A 19,137-nucleotide genomic window follows, 5' to 3' on the forward strand; every position below is an offset into this window, starting at 1 on the left:
ATATTTATAAGGGTAGCCTTCCTCGCTATCCTTATAAATCGGCTATATTAAAATTTTTCTGATAATAAATTTTTTATGATCCCACATTTATGACGAGAGTTTATTTCATCGCTATGGTCTTGCAAAATAATGAGTTCTCGCTCTAAATTTACTAATTTCTCTATGCTTTTTTGGACACTAATTAAATGGGTTTTAATTACTGCTTCAACTAGTTGGCAATCATCACTATTATTATCAACTAAGTCTAATAATTTCTTTATTTCTCTATGTGACATATTAAGACTACGACAATTTTTTATAAATCTTAGTCGTTTAATATGATTTTCACTATAGCTTCTATAATTGTTATCATTTCTATTAGGTGGCGTCATTAGCCCCTCTTTTTCATAGAAACGGAGGGTTTCTCTTGGAATATTAAAAAGCTTTGATATTTCACCTATTTTCATCATTTACTACCTAAAAATCACAGATAATTTCAAGTTTTAAACGATGGTAAGCCTTACCATCATTGCAAGGTCAAGAGATAGTTATCCCGTCTTTATGTGACTAAGTCTAGAATTAGTCAACTGAGTGACTGATTCTATGACTATTTTATTAAACTGTATTCATTAAATTATACATAATACCTTAGTATCTTTTCTCTCCTATATTTCGCTGGTGTTATTTTTAATTTTTTCTTAAACGCACGGGTCAGTTCTTGTTGGCTATCAAAGCCATATCTAAAAGCAATATCAATAATTTTATCATCCGTTCCTTTCAAATCTTCAGATACTTTTAATAATCGACTAATCAACAAATACTGCCCTAAACTAACACCAATCGTATCTTTAAAAACACGCTGGAAATACCACTTCGAATAACCCGAACGACTAGAGATTTCTTCGATTTTCAGTGGCTTATCAACATTCATTTTTATCCACAAAATAATATCCTGTATTACATACTCTTTAATGGTGTGATGACTCATCGCTTTCATCCTTAATAAAACGATTGGTTTTATTGATAAAATGTTACATGCCCTCGAAGTCGCGTTTCACCGCTTGTTCCAATTATTTTATAACGGCTCGCACCTAATTCTTTAGCCTTTTTCTTAGCTTGCATTTCGACTGAGGATAAACTCGCATCCCCTATTGAATCCAATATTTTTTATTAGCTCCTTCTGAGGAAGGACTTTCAACCACCGTATTTTCTGCTAATAGAGAATCAACTTTATTGTTTGAAGCTAAAGCTTGGTAGCTCATTAAACTTAAAACTAACAGCATAGTCATGTTTTTCATTGTTAATCCTTATTCAATTATGTATTTAATTTGATAATAGTTATTAAAAACCTTAAAGAAGATACAAGGTCAATAGTTTATTTTAATTTTAAGCATTACAATTAAATTTAATAAAAAAGCCATTCAACCATTAATGTATTAACTAAAAATTAATGTTATCTAATTTTTAACCTTTCACCATGTTCTTATTTCATTAAATATGTTGACCTTACAACTACTGTAACCTTTACCCTGCAAAAACATTTTTTATTAAAAATTTAAGCTAACAATTAAATCAATTAATTAGGTAAGGTTTATTATGAAAATGGTAATCGGAATATATGCCACATTTATTGTGGCTATGAATATAAGTGGCCTAGCCATCGCACAAGATACAAAGAGAGATAATCAATCAGAAACCGCTAATTCCACAATGCTTCCAAAAGTGCCTGTAGCAGAAGTTATTCAACGTGAAATTATTCCATCTTCTGAATTTACAGGTTATTTAGCATCCCCAAGAATTGTTGATTTGCGTCCTCGCGTTGGTGGGCGCATTAATTCTGTGGAAATTCCAGAAGGACAATTAGTTAAAAAAGGTGATTTACTCTTTAAAATCGATCCCCACCCCTTTCAGATCGCGCTACTCGAGGCTGAAGGAAAATTAAGCCAAGCAGAGGCTCTAGCCGCACAAGCGAAGAGAAATTACCAACGTTTAAAGGGGTTAGTCGATAAAGGGGCTGTTTCCCGTAAAGATTATGACGATGCCCTTTCTCTGCTCACAGCAAATAATGCACAAGTGAGATCCAGCAAAGCCGCCGTAGAATTTGCAAAATTAAATTTATCTTATACCCAAATTAGTTCACCGATTACGGGACGGGTTGATCGAGCATTTATTACTGAAGGCAACTTAGTGACAGGGGGGGATACAAACGAAGCTACCCCTTTAACAACTATCGTGTCTATTGACCAAATATATGCTTATTTTGATATTGATGAAGCCACTTTTCATAAGCTCACGAATTTACAATCATCAACGGTAAACAATCGTGATACCACTTTACCTCCTGTGGTCATACAATTGCCAAATGAAAAAAGCACACCATATACTGGCCATCTTAATTTTATTGGTAACCAAATTGAACGAACGACTGGCACTGTAAAAGCTAGAGCTGTTATTGCAAATAAAGATGGCAAGTTGATACCCGGTGCTTTTATTCGTGCACAGCTTCCTATTGGAGAAAAAACACCTTCTATTTTAATTGATGACCAAGCCATTGGGTCTAATCAAGGACAAAATTATGTTCTCGTTCTTGATAAAAATAATAAAGCAGAATATCGCCCCGTAGAATTAGGCTCCATGGTTGATGGTCTCAGAGTCATTCATCACGGTTTATCTGCTGGTGAGAAAATTATTATTAAAGGTCTTGTAAGACCCGGTATGGAAGTCATGCCTGATTATAATAGCGGGCAAATCACGACAAATGAAGCTGAGGAGAAACAATGATGAAGTTTCCCCACTTCTTTATACAGCGCCCTATTTTCGCTATGGTTTTATCGATATTTATATTAATAGCAGGCATATTAAGCTTTTATAAGCTCCCTCTTAGCGAGTATCCATCGGTAACACCACCGACAGTACAGGTTATTGCAAGTTACCCTGGAGCCACCCCAAAGGTCATTGCTGACACTGTTGCCTCTCCTATCGAGCAAGCCGTAAATGGTGTCGAAGGTATGCTCTATATGAGTTCACAAATGTCTACCGATGGCAAGATGGTTCTCACCATTTCCTTTAGACAAGATGTTGACCCTGATATTGCTCAAATCCAAGTACAAAATTTGGTATCACGTGTGATCCCTCGTTTACCTCAAGAAGTACAGCAAATAGGAGTGACTACCGAGAAGACTTCACCAGATGTACTCATGGTCGTTCACATGTACTCACCAAATAATGTCTACGACCCCCTATTTGTTTCTAACTATGCATTACTTAATGTGCGTGATGAAATTGCAAGATTACCCGGTATAGCCAGCGCATTAGTGTGGGGAGAAGGTGAATATGCAATGCGCGCATGGATCGACCCAACAAAAATAGCTTCATTAGGGCTCACTGCAAATGATGTCGTTACTGCGATTCAAGAACAAAATATTCAAGTTGCTACAGGCTCTATCGGGCAACAACCGAACTCAATGTCCTCCTTTCAAGTCAGTATAAATGCTCTTGGGAGACTAACGACCGAGGAACAATTCGGCAATATTATTGTTCACTCTGGAAAAGATGGCCAAGCGACTTATTTAAAAGATGTCGCCAGACTAGAGTTAGGGGCCGATAATTATTCACTACGTAGCTTATTGAATGGGCAAAATGCCGTTGGGTTGCAAATTGTCATGAACCCTGGAGCGAATGCATTAGACGTTGCCGAATCCGTTAGAGAAACCATGGCGCGCTTACAGACTCATTTCATCGACGGGATTGATTATAAAATCGCCTATGATCCTACAGTATTTGTTAGTGCATCGTTGAAGTCTGTTGTCATTACTCTACTTGAAGCCACTATACTCGTCGTCCTTGTTGTTGTTTTATTTTTACAAAGCTGGCGAGCCTCGATTATTCCATTGGTTGCTGTACCTGTCTCGTTAATCGGTACATTCGCCTTTATGTACCTATTTGGTTTTTCTCTAAATACTCTATCTCTATTTGGTTTAGTTATCTCAATAGGGATCGTTGTAGATGATGCAATTGTCGTTGTTGAAAATGTTGAAAGGCATATTGCAAATGGCTTGGCCCCAAAAGAAGCCGCATTTAAAGCGATGGACGAGGTGACAGGCCCCATTCTCGCTATAACCTCGGTTCTAGCCGCTGTTTTTATCCCTACCGCTTTTTTATCTGGGTTACAAGGTGAGTTCTATCGCCAGTTTTCATTAACTATTGTTATTTCAACGATTATTTCAGCTATTAACTCACTGACATTATCTCCTTCTCTAAGTGCAATTTTACTCAAACCACATGACGGTAGTGCTAAATTAGACTGGCTGACTCGTGCTATCAATGCAATATTCAGCCGTTTCTTCGCAAAGTTTAATTTATTTTTCAATGCATTATCTAACAAGTACGTTCAACTCGTACGCCGTTGTATTCGCGGAAGCTTAATTATATTAGTGCTATATCTGGGTTTTGTTGGATTAACAGCGATGGGCTTCAAAGCCGTACCGAATGGCTTTGTCCCCGCACAAGATAAATATTATTTGATTGGTGTTGCTCAACTCCCCCCAGGTTCTTCTCTCGATAGAACAGAAGCTGTTGTAAAAGAAATGTCACGCCTTGCCTTAATGGAACCGGGGGTTGAGAATGTAGTCGCTTTTCCGGGGCTATCTGTAAATGGACCAGTGAATTTACCTAACTCCGCCCTTATGTTTGCCATGCTCAAACCTTTTGATGAGCGCGATGACCCCTCTTTGTCTGCAGATGCAATAGCTGAACGATTAATGGGAAAATTCAGCCAAATACCTGACGGATTTGTTGGTATATTTCCCCCTCCTCCGGTACCTGGGCTCGGTTCAATGGGTGGTTTTAAAGTACAAATAGAAGATAGAGCTGACCTAAGCTTTGAAGCATTAGCTCAAGTTCAAGAACAAGTTCTTATGAAGGCTATGCAATCACCAGAATTAACAGGAATGATGGCAAGTTTTCAGACCAACTCCCCACAAATAGATGTCGATATTGATCGTGAAAAAGCCAAGTCTCAAGGTGTCGCATTGACTGACATTTTTGATGCTTTACAAATTAATTTGGGTTCTCTCTACGTCAATGATTTCAACCGTTTTGGTCGAACTTACCGTGTAATTGTTCAAGCGGATGCACCATTTAGAACGGATCCCAAAGATATTGAACTGATCAAGGTTCGTAATAAACATGACGAAATGATCCCCTTAAGTACTTTGGTCACTATTACTCGTACAAATGGTCCTGATCGCGTGATCCACTATAATGGTTATCCTTCCGTTGATATCACTGGAAATGCTGCACCGGGCTATACCTCCGGCCAAGCAACTGATGCAATGGAAAAAATCTTACGTGAAACATTACCTGAAGGGATGGGTTTTGAATGGACTGATTTAACCTATCAAGAACAATTGGCGGGTAACTCAGCACTTTATATTTTCCCATTGGCGGTATTATTTGCCTTCTTAATATTAGCCGCTCAATATAACAGTTGGTCGTTACCATTCTCAGTATTATTAATAGCGCCAATGGCTCTACTTTCTGCAATTACAGGGGTCTGGTTACTCGGTGGAGATAATAATATTTTCACGCAGATCGCTTTCATTGTTTTAGTGGGCCTTGCCGCGAAAAATGCTATTTTGATTGTTGAGTTTGCAATAGCACAAGAAAAACAAGAAAAGAGCCCTCTAACCGCTGTCTTAGAAGCTTCACACTTAAGGCTACGCCCTATATTAATGACATCTTTCGCTTTCATAGCCGGAGTTATTCCTCTCGTATTAGCGACGGGAGCTGGCTCAGAAATGAGACAAGCGGTAGGAATAGCAGTTTTCTTTGGGATGCTAGGTGTCACCTTCTTCGGTTTATTACTCACCCCTGTCTTTTATATGGCAATACGGCAGTTAACGTCCAAAAAATCACTCTAAAACATATTTAATTCAGTCTCGCCACTCACTAAACACCAATAGTTTAGTGAGTGGCTTAATCTAAAAAAAGAAAACACCTTACAAAACAATGAAATAAAAAATGTTATTATCAATATCGATAATAATAAAAAACACTTGACCTTACCCTTAAGGTAAAGCTTAGACTTTATCCAATAAAGCCATCTTAGAGGGTAAAATCCATGACAACAAATATATCTAACACCTCCGCCAACAGGCTGAGTTTGCCAGTAGAAGGCATGACTTGTGCATCCTGTGTCGGTCGTGTTGAAAAAGCATTAAAAGCCGTCATAAATATTGATACTGCTATAGTGAACTTAGCAACAGAACGTGCAGACATTACTTTTAAAGGTCATGTTGACCCTGATGCTGCAGTCCGAGCAATAGAGAGTTCAGGTTATAAAGTTCGTGAAGAAACAACCGAATTGGCAATTGAAGAGATGACTTGTGCATCTTGTGTCGGCCGCGTTGAAAAAGCATTATCACAAATACCTGGAGTGCTTGAGGCAAATGTTAACTTAGCCACTGAGCGCGCCCGTATTCGCCATTTATCTGGAGCTGTGGCTATCGAAGATCTAGAAGCGGCGATAGTTCAAGCAGGCTATAAGCCTCGCAGGTTGTCAGACACCACGACCAATGCAAATGACCAAGCCAATGAGCGTCGTGAAAATGAAGAGCGTTCACTGCGCCGTGCTTTATTCACTGCTGCAATTTTTACATTACCCGTATTTATAATCGAAATGGGTTCACATTTTATTCCAGGGATCCACCACTGGGTATCTGAAAACCTTGGGCAGCAACTCAATTGGTATATCCAATTTGTATTAGCCACCATCGTTCTATTCGGTCCAGGTTTACGTTTCTTCCAAAAAGGTGTTCCAGCGCTATTACGTGCAGCTCCAGACATGAACTCACTTGTTGCGGTAGGTACTGCGGCAGCTTATGGGTACTCTGTAGTCGCAACCTTTATACCGCAGGTCCTCCCAGCTGGCACGGCAAATGTGTACTTTGAAGCCGCGGTCGTTATCGTGACCTTAATTCTGCTGGGTCGTACATTAGAAGCTCGCGCAAAAGGAAAAACATCTCAAGCAATTAAACGTCTTGTCGGGTTACAAGCTAAAACAGCTCGAGTGGAGCGTGACGGCAAAATGCTTGAGATCCCTCTGGATCAAGTAATCGCCAACGATATTGTTTTCGTGCGTCCAGGTGAGAAAATTCCTGTCGATGGCGAAGTCATTGAAGGTACTTCCTATGTCGATGAGAGTATGATCACGGGAGAACCAATCCCTGTATCCAAAGACATTGGCTCTGAAGTTGTTGGCGGCACAATAAATAAAATCGGTGCATTTAGTTTCCGAGTAACGAAAACAGGTTCGAATACCGTATTAGCCCAAATTATTCGTTTAGTTGAAGAAGCACAAGGGTCAAAATTACCTATCCAAGCGTTAGTGGATAAGGTCACTATGTGGTTTGTTCCTGCTGTTATGGCGGGGGCAGTGATCACATTCTTCATTTGGCTCATTTTTGGCCCAGATCCTGCTTTAACCTTTGCACTGATTAACGCTGTTGCCGTATTAATCATCGCATGTCCATGTGCAATGGGCCTTGCAACACCGACATCCATCATGGTCGGAACTGGGCGTGCAGCTGAATTAGGCGTGCTATTTCGCAAAGGAGAAGCATTGCAAGCTCTACGTGATGTCACTGTTGTCGCACTCGATAAAACAGGAACATTGACGAAAGGCCGCCCAGAACTGACTGACTTGATCCCTGCCGATGGCTTTGAATATGATGAAGTTTTATCCTTAGTTGCCGCGATTGAAACACGCTCTGAGCACCCAATTGCAGAAGCGATTGTGAATGCAGCCAATGAGAAAGGTTTACCATTAGCAGCGATTGAAAAGTTTGAAGCCATCCCTGGATTTGGTATCTCAGCAAAAGTGGGGAGTCATACGGTTTCTGTCGGTGCAGATCGCTTTATGAAGCAACTCGGTTTGGATGTCAGTCACTTCCAACAATCAGCTCAACGCCTAGGAGAACAAGGAAAAAGTCCTCTGTACGCAGCTATTGATGGACGTTTAGCGGCAATTATCGCTGTCGCTGATCCAATTAAAGAAACAACCCCAGAAGCAATTAACGCACTACACGCTTTAGGCTTGAAAGTTGCGATGATTACTGGTGATAACGCAGCAACTGCCGCTGCTATCGCTAAACAGCTTGGAATAGATGAAATTGCAGCCGAAGTATTACCTGATGGTAAAGTTGCAGCACTAAAACAGTTCCGAATCAATGGTAATAAAGTCGCATTTGTTGGTGATGGTATCAATGATGCCCCCGCACTTGCAGAAGCTGATGTGGGATTAGCAATCGGTACAGGAACCGATGTTGCTATCGAAGCGGCAGATGTTGTACTGATGTCTGGAGACCTACGCGGTGTTGTTGACGCAATTGCATTAAGTCAAGCAACTATCCGTAACATAAAACAGAACCTATTTTGGGCATTTGCTTACAATGCACTGTTGATCCCTGTCGCTGCGGGTCTGCTCTACCCAATTAACGGTACTCTGCTTTCTCCTATTTTAGCAGCAGCGGCAATGGCACTTTCCAGCGTCTTCGTATTAGGTAACGCTTTACGCCTAAAACGCTTTCAAGCACCAATGAAAAATAGCCTCTCTTAATAAACAACTCGATAGCCAGGCTCTTCTGAGTCTGGCGACAATTTTTAGAACTGTAAGGCGGCCACTATGACACTCCCATCAAAGCCCGGTATTCTGATTTATACCACACCAGCTTGTCCTGACTGCAAATTACTCAAAGAATGGCTAGCTAGAGAACAATTTCCTTTTGAAGAAAGGGACCTTACTGATCCACAAGTTATGGCTGAGGCCAAAGCTAGGACTGGTGTGCGTGTGGCACCGATTACCCTCATTGGCGAACATATTTTTTACGGTACTTTCTCATCGCAAAAGTTGAAAATTATGGAAGTGCTTAAATTACCTAAAGAGAAAAACTAGGTATTTTATTTCTTAAATATCAAACTGTTGAGGAGATAAAATTATGAATATTGGTCAAGCAGCTAAGCTTTCTGGTATCTCAGCAAAAATGATCCGCTATTATGAACTAACAGGTTTGATCCCCAAAGCAAACCGCACTAACTCTGGATATCGTTATTACAGCCAATCTGATGTCGATAGCCTTAATCTTATTCGCCGAGCCCGAGCTCTCAGTTTTTCAACCGAACAGATTTCAGTTTTACTGTGCTTATGGCGCAATAGAGAACGTGCCAGTGCCGATGTTAAAAATATGGCACTTACCCACTTATCTGAATTAAAAAGAAAAATTAGTGAACTACAAGGTATCGCAAATGCACTCGAAGTACTTACAAAGCATTGCCATGGTAATAGTGAACCCCAATGCCCTATTATTGAAAATTTGGTTAATTCCGCTGAGCACCATGAGCCTCTAGCTAGTCAAAAAGGGCAAATAGGTAATTTTTTCACATATTCAGTGAAAAATTAATTGACCTTCCAATAGGGTAAAGCTTTATATTTATCAAAACGTTAATGATAGGAGTTAAAAATGATTAATCTGACAATACCTAAAATGGCTTGTGGTGGCTGCGCTAAATCAATCACAAAAATTATATTGGATATCGATGCTAATGCACTGGTAGAAACCGACCCATCAACCAAAAAAGTGCAAATTACCAGCAATATGGATGAAAGCATTTTCCGCACAGCACTCAGTGCAGCGGAATACCCAGCAGATCCGGAATAATAAATCGTTTATTTCGTAGACTGTTATACCTCTGGTTTCAGCTATTGAAGTTTTTTATAAAACGCCTGCTTTTGTTCATTGTTCAAAAGCAGGCAAATAAAAAGCTTACATTACCGTTTTAGTTTATCAAACTAGTGTACGCGATCTTCAGGGTCGATATCGTCACCGTCTTCGTCGTCATACTCTGCATCTGGGTCTTCAAAATACGTGCCCCAACCATCATAGTTGATGCCCATTTTCTCAGCCAGTTTCATTAATTGCTCGACCTGTGCGTCAATCAGTTCTGCATTTAATGCACTTTCACTAATTACATCACAGCACATCAGGGTTTCCCCCGTCTCAATTTCGAGCTCTTCCGCATCCGTGACTTCATAGCCTAGTTTAAAAGCTTCAACAGCCGCTTTTTCTAACAGCGCAAAGTTGTCCGCAGAGAAATGATGCTCAATCGCATACAATGCATCTGGATCGCTGCCATCTTCCAGTAATTCTTCGATAATTAAGCGAGTTTCTTCGTACTGCGCATCGAGTTCAGCTTTATCTACCATATCCACACCCCTTTTGTTTCTTTGTCGCTCATCTTTCTTTGCGCCATTCTCCCATACGGTTGACAGTGAAACCATATATTTAAAGATAATTTCTTTTACATTGGGGGTTGATTTTGAATTTTTATGAATATAAATTGAATATTAATTCAAAACAAAAAGGCTGCCAATTATGAATCCCCTATATAATAAACCTTTTCTAAGGTTACTTGATTTTACTTCTAGCGAAATTCATTCACTTTTAAAACTCTCTTCTTGGTTAAAATCAGAAAAAAAAGCGGGCACAGAACAGCCCCTCCTTTCAGGTAAAAACTTTGCCCTTATTTTTGAAAAAGATTCAACACGGACGCGCTGTGCATTTGAAGTTGGCGCATTTGACCAAGGTGCTAGAGTCACGTATTTAGGGCCTTCAGGCAGCCAAATTGGCCATAAAGAAACCATGAAAGATACCGCTCGAGTCTTGGGCAGGATGTATGACGGTATTCAATACCGTGGATTCGCCCAAAACACGGTAGAACTCTTAGCCGCGCACTCGGGAGTGCCTGTATGGAATGGACTAACTAACGAATTCCATCCCACACAGTTATTAGCCGACCTGCTGACCATCCAAGAACACCGACCAAATACGCCATTCTCAGACATTAAATTTGCCTATTTAGGTGATGCGCGTAACAACATGGGTAATTCGATGCTAGAAGCCGCTGCACTCACAGGTTTAGATTTACGCCTTGTTGCGCCAAAAAGTTGCTGGCCAGATGAAGACTTAGTGAAAACTTGCCAAGCACTGGCTCAAAAAACGGGGGCAAAAATCACACTCACAGAAGATGTCGCCGAAGGTGTAAAAGATGCTGATTTTATTTATACCGACGTGTGGGTATCGATGGGCGAAGCCAAAGAAGTATGGGTACAGCGCATTAATTTATTGAAGCCATATCAAGTGAATATGGATGTAATCAAGCTTACTGGTAACCCGAATGTGAAGTTCTTACATTGCTTACCTGCATTTCATAATGAAGACACCACATTAGGTGCTCAATTAGCTAAAGAATTCAATATGTTTGGCGGTTTAGAAGTCACGGAAGAAGTCTTTGAATCACCTTATAGCATTGTCTTTGACCAAGCAGAAAACCGCTTACACACCATCAAAGCGGTAATGGTGGCGACATTAGCGCCAGAGCTTCCTATTAATATTTTTTAATATTTATCCCCCTCAACTCAATCAAATGAGTTGAGGGTAACCTATCATTATGGACGTTCACCTTTTGCCAAACGCTCATTGATACAATCAATAACTGATGGTAAATCAGCCAAAGTATCAATCACATAATGAGCACCAGCGGCATACAATTTCTCTGCAGCTTGCTGTTTCAATAAATTCACCGCATCAATCGACATCCCTTGATATTCTTCCCATGTTTTACCGAATTCATTACCCGAAACCGATAGCCCGATGCTCCACATCCCAGCATTGCGCCCTTCCTCAATACCAGGAACAGCATCATCCACTTTGATACAAGCAGAGACGGACCCCACGCCTAACTCAATGACATTCTGTAAAGCCATCCAAGGCCCCGGACGCCCACCAGCAAGTAGGTCATCACTCGCGACCCAGTAGTCGGGTTGGTAACCCAACGCCTTTGCTGCAGGAACTAATTTTTCCATCACGGCACGGGGGTAACCTGAACAAGAGCCAATCTTAATATTTTGGCTGCGTAATATATTGATTGTGTCGACAACGCCAGCGATTGGTGCAGCAAAATCGACAACCTTAGCAATTTGCAATGGCATAAAGGCCGCATAGATTTTATCAATGTCCTCACTGTTCATTGAACGACCAAATTTTGCTGTCCACAACGTATCTACTTCTGGTAATTTTCCTAATGCTTCAATATGTTGCCATTTACCCAGCCCCATAGGAATGCGCGCTTGAGCCAGTGTGATATCCATATCAAACACCCCTTTAAACGCTTCAATAAAAATTTGAGTGGGTGCAAAAGAACCAAAATCTACAGTGGTTCCCGCCCAATCAAGAATAACGGCTTCAATACGGTTCATTTCTTTTCCTTATATTTCCCAGTAAATGGCTTTTTCTATTGCTACCAGCAATGCATCAATGTCTTTTTCATAAACTTCACCAATGTTTCCAATACGAAAACAGTCGCTTTGCGAGACCTTGCCCGGATAAATGACAAAGCCTTGTGATTTTAAATTTTGATAAAATTGCTTAAATTGGTAATCAGGCGAATTTGGTGAGTAAAATGCGGTGATAATCGGCGAATGAAGGCTATCTTCTAACAGTGTGGTAAAACCTAATTTACGCATACCAGACACCAACTTGTATTGATTCCCCTGATAACGTTGAAAGCGAGCTGCCACCCCGCCTTCTTGAGCTAACTCCTTGAGCGCTTGGGCAAACGCTAATACAGTATGAGTTGGAGAAGTAAATCGCCATTTACCTTGAAAATCTTCCATACAACGCCACTGCGCATATAAATCTAGCGATAATGAACGGGAACGCCCCTTACAACGTTCAAGCGCTTCGGTACGGGCGATAACAAAAGCAAACCCCGGAACCCCTTGAATACATTTATTTGCTGAACTAATTAAAAAATCAATGTTAAGCTCAGCAATATCCATGGGGACCCCGCCAAAACTACTCATTGCATCCACGATATAGCGTTTTTGATATTGCTTAGCTAATTTCGCGACTTTTTCTATCGGGTTTAAAATCCCTGTCGTGGTTTCACAGTGCACCATCGCAATATGCGTGATCGGGTTATCCTGTTGTAATATCTGCTCAATCTGCTGTAGATCAGGCAGAGACACTTCACCACAATCATAAATACAATGGGAAATTCCTAAACCTTGAACCATTTCTGCCATTCGAGCACCATAGGCGCCATTACTGATAATTAAGATTTTTTCTTTAGGGCCAATTGCACTGCCTAGAACAGCTTCAACCGCATAACTCCCACTTCCCTGCAGTAACACCGACGAATACCCTTTTTTATCGGTTGCCAGTGCGACTAACTGTTGGCGGATGTTTTGGACAACACCTAAATTGTAATCATCATCCCATGTACAGCTATCAAACAGCATGGCTTCCTTCACCGTTTTAGACGTCGTAAGCGGCCCCGGTGTTAATAGCAAATAATTGTTGTTTGTCATTCAATTCACCTTTGGTCTATACCAGATTGCTATTATAATGATCGTAGCCCGCCCAAAAGGTCAAAGGAAAAGTGCGTGTGAAACAAAAAATTCATATAACTATGTATAATATGGCGGAAACAATAATAGGAAATAACCATGAAATTATCCGCGGATGAAACCCCACAATACCTGCTTATCAAAGCCCAATTACAGGAAAGGATTCAAAATGGCGAGCTAAAATGTGGTGATAGACTCCCTTCAGAACGCGAACTTTGTGCTATTTTCAATACCACACGCATCACTATTCGCGAAAGTTTGGCACAGTTAGAGTCCAGTGGGGCAATTTACCGCTCTGAGCGCCGCGGTTGGTTTGTCACACCTGAGCGCCTTTGGTTGGACCCAACCCAAAATACCAATTTCCATAAACTTTGCCTCGAACAAGGTCGCCAACCAAAAACAGTTTTATTGGATGGGAAAGTTATTACCGTTCCTCTCGAGGCTATGGATCCGTTAAAACTTCAATCATTTGAACAAATTTATTTACTCACCCGCCTACGTTTTGCTGATGACAGGCCCGTTTGTTACTGTGAAAACCATTGCTTACCTGCTCGCGTTCCCGAGCTATTGCGCCATGACCTCAATGGCAGCCTGACGGAGGTATACCAAACTCATTTCAATTTAATTTATACCAGTATGCATTTGTCTTTCTACCCAACGGCAATGCCGGCTCAAGCTGCGCAAGCACTGGGCGTTACGGTTGGTCGTCCAGCCCTATTGCTGCAGCGTTTAAACTATGACCAACATGGGCGAATTTTAGATTATGATGTTGAGTATTGGCGCCATGATAGTTTGCGCATCGAAGTCGATACTTTGTAAGCATTTTTGCTTATAAAAATAATTTTAGCTATTTAGCTGTATTTCATCTTTTTGTCATATAAACCCGTTAGCGTAAAAAGCATCTGGTATATACCAGAACACATTTTACCTTAACAGGAGAAAACCATGAAACGCACCTATTTAGCAGGCCTATTAATGGCAGCCTTTTGCTCTACCTCTGTTTTTGCCGCTGATGTTGTTACTGTTTACTCCGCTGATGGGCTGCACGATGGCAACAACAGCTGGTATAAAAATCAGTTTGAGGCATTCACCAAGCAAACAGGTATCAAAGTACAATATGTTGAAAGTGGTTCAGGGGCGATAGTTGAAAGGCTCTCTAAAGAGCGTACCAATCCACAAGCGGATGTACTCATCACTGTTCCGCCATTTATCCAACGTGCAGCAAAAAACCAATTATTAGCTGAATTTACCCCCGAAGCTGCGGCTAATATTCCTAATTCAAACCACTATTACACACCGTTGGTCAATAACTACCTGACCTTTATCTATAATGCCAAACTGCTTAAATCCCCACCTGAAAACTGGAGCGCCTTACTCGATCCTCGCTTTAAAAATAAACTGCAATATTCAACCCCGGGACAAGCTGGGGACGGTACCGCAGTAATGCTACAAGTTTTCCACAGTTTTAATGGTAAAGACGCAGGGTTTGATTACCTCGGCAAATTGCAGGCTAATAACGTTGGCCCATCAGCTTCCACCGGTAAGCTCACCGCACTTGTCAATAAAGGGGAGCTTTATGTCGCTAATGGCGACTTGCAAATGAATTTATCCCAAATGGCACGTAACCCTAATGTCCAAATTTTTTGGCCTAAAGATGCCAACGGGGAGCGTAGTACGCTGGTTTTACCCTATGTTATCGGCCTAGTTAACAACGCCCCCGAAACAGAAAATGGTAAAAAACTGATTAATTTCCTTTTGGATAAACCCTCACAAAGCCGTGTCAGTGAGCTTTCATGGGGCATGCCTGTTCGTTCCGATATCACCCCATCCGATAAACAATATCATACGGCTCTTCAGATGTTAGAAGGCGTGAAAACTTGGCAACCTAATTGGGATGAAGTTGAAGTTTCCCTATCCGATGATATTTCACGTTGGCAAAAAGTCACTGACGGTGAGTAACTTAAGATGTTGATGAAACGAAAAGTCACTACAGTAATTCAGCAAACCGAACACTCAGGGATCACATTAGAGTCTTTGCGTGTCTCCTATCATAATAATGTCGTGCTTAAGCCCCTAGACTTAACCATCGAACCTGGGGAAATATTGGTGTTGATTGGCCCATCAGGTTCAGGGAAAACCACGGTACTGCGTGCTATTGCAGGGTTTGCACAACCTGATAGTGGGCGCATTTTACTCGGTGATACGGATATCACCCACCTTCCCCCGTACCAACGTGGGCTTGGTATGGTCGTGCAAAACTACGCACTCTTTCCCCATATGAAAGTGGAAGAGAATGTCGCATTTGGCTTGCGAGCACAAAAACAACCCAAAGCACTGATTAATGAACGAGTCGTTGAAGCCCTTAAAATTGTTGGAATGACAGATTACGCAACCCGCTATCCACACCAACTTTCTGGGGGGCAGCAACAGCGTGTTGCGATTGCTAGAGCGATTGCCGTAAGGCCGAGAGTTTTGTTACTCGACGAGCCGCTTTCCGCACTAGATGCGCAAATTCGTCATAATATGGTCGAAGAAATCGCCCGTTTACACCGCGAACTGCCTGAATTGACCATCCTTTATGTCACTCATGACCAAACTGAAGCACTCGCACTTGGTGATAAGATTGGCATCATGAAAGAGGGCTATTTAGTCGCACATGGTGAGAAAAATGCCTTATATCACCGCCCGCCCAACCGCTTTGCGGCTGAGTTTTTAGGCCGAGCCAATATTCTAGCCGCTACCGCACTTGGTTTTTCAACAAGCCCCGGGAAAGTGAATGTCAGTTGTGGTGGAACATTGCTGGAAGCCCATACATTAGGTATGAGAGCGGGTACACACAAATGGGTGTGCATCCGCCCGCAACACCTCACTCTATTGCCAAATACCAATACCACTAATCAGCTACAAGCCACATTAACGTCTATTCGCTGGCAGGGGGATTTAACCCATTTAATTTGTGATGTTGCCGGGGAAACCGTGAGTGTTGCCGTTACCCATTTGGCCTCACCACCTGCAGTAGGCGATAAACTCACTTTATGGTTTTCACCTGCGGATACCGTTTTAATTGAGGAATAACATGTCACATATTAGCGTGCCAAAAGGTTCATCAATAACGATAAAGCCCATTTATTGGATATTGCCCCCATTATTGGTGTTAATTACGCTGTTTTTTTATCCCTTATTGTTGATAGCACAGCAAGCACTGCAAAATGAGGCGGGAAAATGGGGACTGGACGCATTCTGGCAACTGATTGAGTCAAAACGCTTTATTAATGGGTTATGGAATACGCTCTATATCGCCATTTTGGCCACGTTAGGCTGCCTTGTGATAGGGAGTGTTTTATCGCTGATCTTGGTGTTTGTTCCTTTCCCTGGAAGCCGTTTTATTACTCAAGTGATTGATACTTTTATTGCTCTACCGACTTTTTTGATCACCCTCGCTTTCACCTTTATTTATGGTTCTGCTGGGCTACTCAATGGTACTTTGATGGCATTGTTTGATTTCGAGTTGCCACCCGTTGAGTTCCTTTATTCAATTCATGGCGTGATCCTAGCAGAAATTACCGTTTTTACCCCTTTGGTCATGCGTCCTCTCATGGCGGCACTGCGCCAAATAGACAAGAGCCAGCTAGAAGCTGCAAGTATTCTAGGCGCGCATCCTGCACGGGTTATCGCGAAAGTCATTTTCCCTGCGGCACTTCCCGCTCTACTAGCCGGTGGCAGCCTGTGCCTACTGTTAACCACCAATGAATTTGGCATCGTGCTATTTATCGGGGCGAAAGGCGTCAATACCTTGCCGATGATGGTCTACAGTAAAGCGATATTAGAGTCAGATTATGCGGTGGCATGCATGATTGCCTTAATTAACATCCTGCTTTCACTCGGGTTATTTTTCCTATACAGAATAGCGACCACTCGCCTTGGGGTAAGGAATTAATTATGTTGATTTGGTCTAAAAAAGGGCGAGCCACAGCTACTATCATTGCTATCAGCTTATTTGGTTTATTATTTTTACTGCCTTTAGTGATGATTTTAATGTCGAGTTTCAGCCGACAATGGAATGGTATTTTGCCTTCAGGGTTTACTTTTGAACATTTTGTGAACGCGTTTAGTGGGCCTGCTTGGGATGCCATATTATCGAGCCTAGTGGTTGGTTTTAGCGCCAGTCTATTTGCGTTGTTTTGTGGGCTTTGGGCTGCGTTAGCATTAAGAAGACACAGCGGGAAAATACAAAAGTGGCTGAGTATCGCATTTTATCTCCCCAGCGCCATTCCTTCTGTTTCTATCGGGCTTGGGATCCTTGTGGCATTCAGCCAAGGCTATTTACAGATGAATGGTACCTTTTGGATTGTATTTAGTGCCCATTTCGTGTTGATTTCTGCCTTTACGTTTAGCAATGTTTCCACTGGCTTAGCGCGTATTTCTCCCGATATTGAAAATGTTGCTTTTAGCTTAGGCGCTTCCCCTTGGTATCGCCTCTGCCATGTGACCTTACCACTATTGATGCCGTGGATGATTTCAGCATTAGCATTAAGCCTATCACTGTCCTTAGGGGAACTTGGTGCCACGATGATGTTATATCCCCCCGGTTGGGCCACTTTACCCGTATCTATTTTCAGTTTGACTGATAGAGGCAATATTGCAGATGGTTCGGCTCTGACGATTGTGTTAGTTTCGATTACATTATTACTAATGATGAAATTAGAGAAAGTAGCGAAAAGACTTGGGCAAAAATAAATACCAAGCCAGATAAAAGCCCATCATGGGTTTTTATCTATTTTCTCATAGCTCTAAAGTTTATTAACGATAACACACTCACATCAACACTATTATTTAATTTAAAATTAACAAACTATATTCTTAAAATTAAATTAGAAACCAATCATAAAAAAACACGCAGATTACTTAAGTAAAAAAACATAGCTATTAAAATATATAACTATTAAATAAAATATATTAGCTACGTATTTACCCCCAAACACTTAAATATGATAAACCGCCACGGTTTAAAAAAAGAGTTTTAACTCAAATTGAAATTCAAAAGCAAGATTAAATAGTTATTTAATCTCCATCTATTTAATAGAATTAATATATTTATTAGAATATAAAACTTCTCAAAATCAATAAAAGGATTTTTATTATGCATTTGCTAAAAAAAAGTGGTTTAGCACTCTTACTGTGTGTGTCTTTACCTGCTCTATCCGCCGTTCAAAATATGCCAATCAATATCAAAGGGACGTTCTCAAACGTGACCCAGCCTTGTAATGATGCCAAGCTTGAAAATACAACAAATTTTGGTGCTATCAATACATTAGAAAAAGTGGGTGATGAAACCGCATACCGTAACTCGGGTTATTTAAGTTTTTCATGCGAATTCCCTGCAGATGCGAAGCTCACTTTCGTCGCCAACAATGCGCCAAATTCACCTGAAGCATTTAAAACCTCAAGTGATGCATTTGGTGTGAAATTAAAATATAACAGCACCGAAATTAAACCTGGTCAATCTGATGATATTAAAGTAGTTAAAGGCGGAAATACTATTTACTTCTATACCAGTGTTGCTCGTTTATCCGCAAATGGCCCTAATGACTTTGGTAATCACACTTTTGATATTACTGGTAACTTAGCGATTACTTACCAGTAACAGATAGAAAAAAGATATTCGTGGCTGAGCAAGATTATTCCTCAGCCAC

20 protein-coding genes are annotated in these 19,137 nt (G+C 41.0%); 13 read left to right on the top strand and 7 right to left on the bottom strand.

The features are described 5' to 3' along the window. Positions 1-47: 47 nt before the first annotated feature. The 4 genes from PSF67_RS14450 to PSF67_RS14465 all read right to left on the bottom strand — a co-directional run bounded on the left by PSF67_RS14450 (position 48) and on the right by PSF67_RS14465 (position 1,277). Positions 48-449 (bottom strand): MerR family transcriptional regulator, encoded by a 402-nt coding sequence (locus PSF67_RS14450; protein ID WP_229597490.1) that lies wholly within the window; start codon positions 447-449, stop codon positions 48-50. A 164-nt stretch (positions 450-613) separates the two neighbouring features. Further along, positions 614-967, bottom strand: a complete 354-nt coding sequence (locus PSF67_RS14455) for a helix-turn-helix domain-containing protein (RefSeq protein ID WP_195697841.1) — start codon at positions 965-967, stop codon at positions 614-616. A gap of 29 nt (positions 968-996) precedes the next feature. Further along, positions 997-1,101: a DUF1471 domain-containing protein gene (locus PSF67_RS14460; protein ID WP_272677243.1), complete on the bottom strand. Its 105-nt coding sequence runs from the start codon at positions 1,099-1,101 to the stop codon at positions 997-999. 26 nt (positions 1,102-1,127) lie between these two features. Next, positions 1,128-1,277, bottom strand: coding sequence for a hypothetical protein (locus tag PSF67_RS14465; RefSeq protein ID WP_272677202.1), 150 nt, complete (start codon positions 1,275-1,277; stop codon positions 1,128-1,130). Positions 1,278-1,575: 298 nt separating this feature from the next. On the opposite strand from PSF67_RS14465, the gene PSF67_RS14470 reads away from it, so the two are divergent. The 6 genes from PSF67_RS14470 (at position 1,576) to PSF67_RS14495 (ending at position 9,695) form a co-directional block, all read left to right on the top strand. Next, complete coding sequence (locus PSF67_RS14470) at positions 1,576-2,760, top strand: efflux RND transporter periplasmic adaptor subunit (protein WP_272677204.1); 1,185 nt, start codon at positions 1,576-1,578, stop codon at positions 2,758-2,760. Then, on the top strand, positions 2,760-5,900 hold the full coding sequence (locus PSF67_RS14475; protein ID WP_272677245.1) for an efflux RND transporter permease subunit: 3,141 nt from the start codon (positions 2,760-2,762) through the stop codon (positions 5,898-5,900). The genes PSF67_RS14470 and PSF67_RS14475 overlap by 1 nt, the downstream gene beginning before the upstream one ends. A 200-nt stretch (positions 5,901-6,100) precedes the next feature. After that, positions 6,101-8,596 (top strand): heavy metal translocating P-type ATPase, encoded by a 2,496-nt coding sequence (locus PSF67_RS14480; RefSeq protein WP_239979221.1) that lies wholly within the window; start codon positions 6,101-6,103, stop codon positions 8,594-8,596. 66 nt (positions 8,597-8,662) lie between these two features. After that, positions 8,663-8,932: a glutaredoxin family protein gene (locus PSF67_RS14485; protein ID WP_195697845.1), complete on the top strand. Its 270-nt coding sequence runs from the start codon at positions 8,663-8,665 to the stop codon at positions 8,930-8,932. A gap of 43 nt (positions 8,933-8,975) precedes the next feature. Next, positions 8,976-9,437: a Cu(I)-responsive transcriptional regulator gene (gene cueR / locus PSF67_RS14490; protein WP_272677206.1), complete on the top strand. Its 462-nt coding sequence runs from the start codon at positions 8,976-8,978 to the stop codon at positions 9,435-9,437. Positions 9,438-9,497: 60 nt separating this feature from the next. Next, positions 9,498-9,695, top strand: coding sequence for a heavy-metal-associated domain-containing protein (locus PSF67_RS14495; RefSeq protein ID WP_195697847.1), 198 nt, complete (start codon positions 9,498-9,500; stop codon positions 9,693-9,695). Positions 9,696-9,826: 131 nt separating this feature from the next. Here the strand turns inward: PSF67_RS14495 and rraB are convergent, their stop codons facing one another. Continuing rightward, positions 9,827-10,240: a ribonuclease E inhibitor RraB gene (gene rraB, locus PSF67_RS14500; protein WP_004907524.1), complete on the bottom strand. Its 414-nt coding sequence runs from the start codon at positions 10,238-10,240 to the stop codon at positions 9,827-9,829. A 169-nt stretch (positions 10,241-10,409) separates the two neighbouring features. Here rraB and argF point away from each other — a divergent pair, with 169 nt between their 5' ends. Next, complete coding sequence (gene argF / locus PSF67_RS14505; protein WP_231068279.1) at positions 10,410-11,435, top strand: ornithine carbamoyltransferase; 1,026 nt, start codon at positions 10,410-10,412, stop codon at positions 11,433-11,435. A gap of 47 nt (positions 11,436-11,482) precedes the next feature. On the opposite strand, the gene phnX is transcribed toward argF, so the two are convergent. Both phnX and phnW read right to left on the bottom strand, forming a co-directional pair. Further along, positions 11,483-12,292, bottom strand: coding sequence for a phosphonoacetaldehyde hydrolase (gene phnX, locus PSF67_RS14510; RefSeq protein ID WP_231068278.1), 810 nt, complete (start codon positions 12,290-12,292; stop codon positions 11,483-11,485). A 9-nt stretch (positions 12,293-12,301) separates the two neighbouring features. Next, positions 12,302-13,405, bottom strand: coding sequence for a 2-aminoethylphosphonate--pyruvate transaminase (gene phnW, locus PSF67_RS14515; RefSeq protein ID WP_102138181.1), 1,104 nt, complete (start codon positions 13,403-13,405; stop codon positions 12,302-12,304). Between the two features lie 138 nt (positions 13,406-13,543). Between phnW and phnR the strand changes: the two genes are divergently transcribed. The 6 genes from phnR to PSF67_RS14545 all read left to right on the top strand — a co-directional run bounded on the left by phnR (position 13,544) and on the right by PSF67_RS14545 (position 19,088). Continuing rightward, the gene (gene phnR / locus PSF67_RS14520) at positions 13,544-14,263 is read left to right on the top strand and encodes a phosphonate utilization transcriptional regulator PhnR (protein WP_166264028.1); all 720 of its coding nucleotides are present in this window, start codon (positions 13,544-13,546) and stop codon (positions 14,261-14,263) included. Positions 14,264-14,389: 126 nt separating this feature from the next. Next, complete coding sequence (locus tag PSF67_RS14525) at positions 14,390-15,403, top strand: 2-aminoethylphosphonate ABC transporter substrate-binding protein (protein WP_166264026.1); 1,014 nt, start codon at positions 14,390-14,392, stop codon at positions 15,401-15,403. A 6-nt stretch (positions 15,404-15,409) separates the two neighbouring features. After that, the gene (gene phnT, locus PSF67_RS14530) at positions 15,410-16,519 is read left to right on the top strand and encodes a 2-aminoethylphosphonate ABC transport system ATP-binding subunit PhnT (protein WP_102138184.1); all 1,110 of its coding nucleotides are present in this window, start codon (positions 15,410-15,412) and stop codon (positions 16,517-16,519) included. Between the two features lies 1 nt (position 16,520). Further along, entirely contained in the window at positions 16,521-17,381 is an 861-nt protein-coding gene (gene phnU, locus PSF67_RS14535) for a 2-aminoethylphosphonate ABC transporter permease subunit (RefSeq protein WP_102138185.1), read from the top strand. Positions 17,382-17,383: 2 nt separating this feature from the next. Further along, a complete protein-coding gene (gene phnV, locus PSF67_RS14540; protein WP_210843038.1) occupies positions 17,384-18,181 on the top strand; it encodes a 2-aminoethylphosphonate ABC transport system, membrane component PhnV in 798 nt (265 codons plus the stop codon). Positions 18,182-18,584: 403 nt separating this feature from the next. After that, positions 18,585-19,088, top strand: a complete 504-nt coding sequence (locus PSF67_RS14545) for a fimbrial protein (RefSeq protein WP_206276274.1) — start codon at positions 18,585-18,587, stop codon at positions 19,086-19,088. The last annotated feature ends 49 nt before the right edge of the window (positions 19,089-19,137 follow it).

The sequence above is a fragment of the Providencia sp. PROV076 genome, assembly GCF_028483405.1.
GTDB lineage: Bacteria > Pseudomonadota > Gammaproteobacteria > Enterobacterales > Enterobacteriaceae > Providencia > Providencia huaxiensis.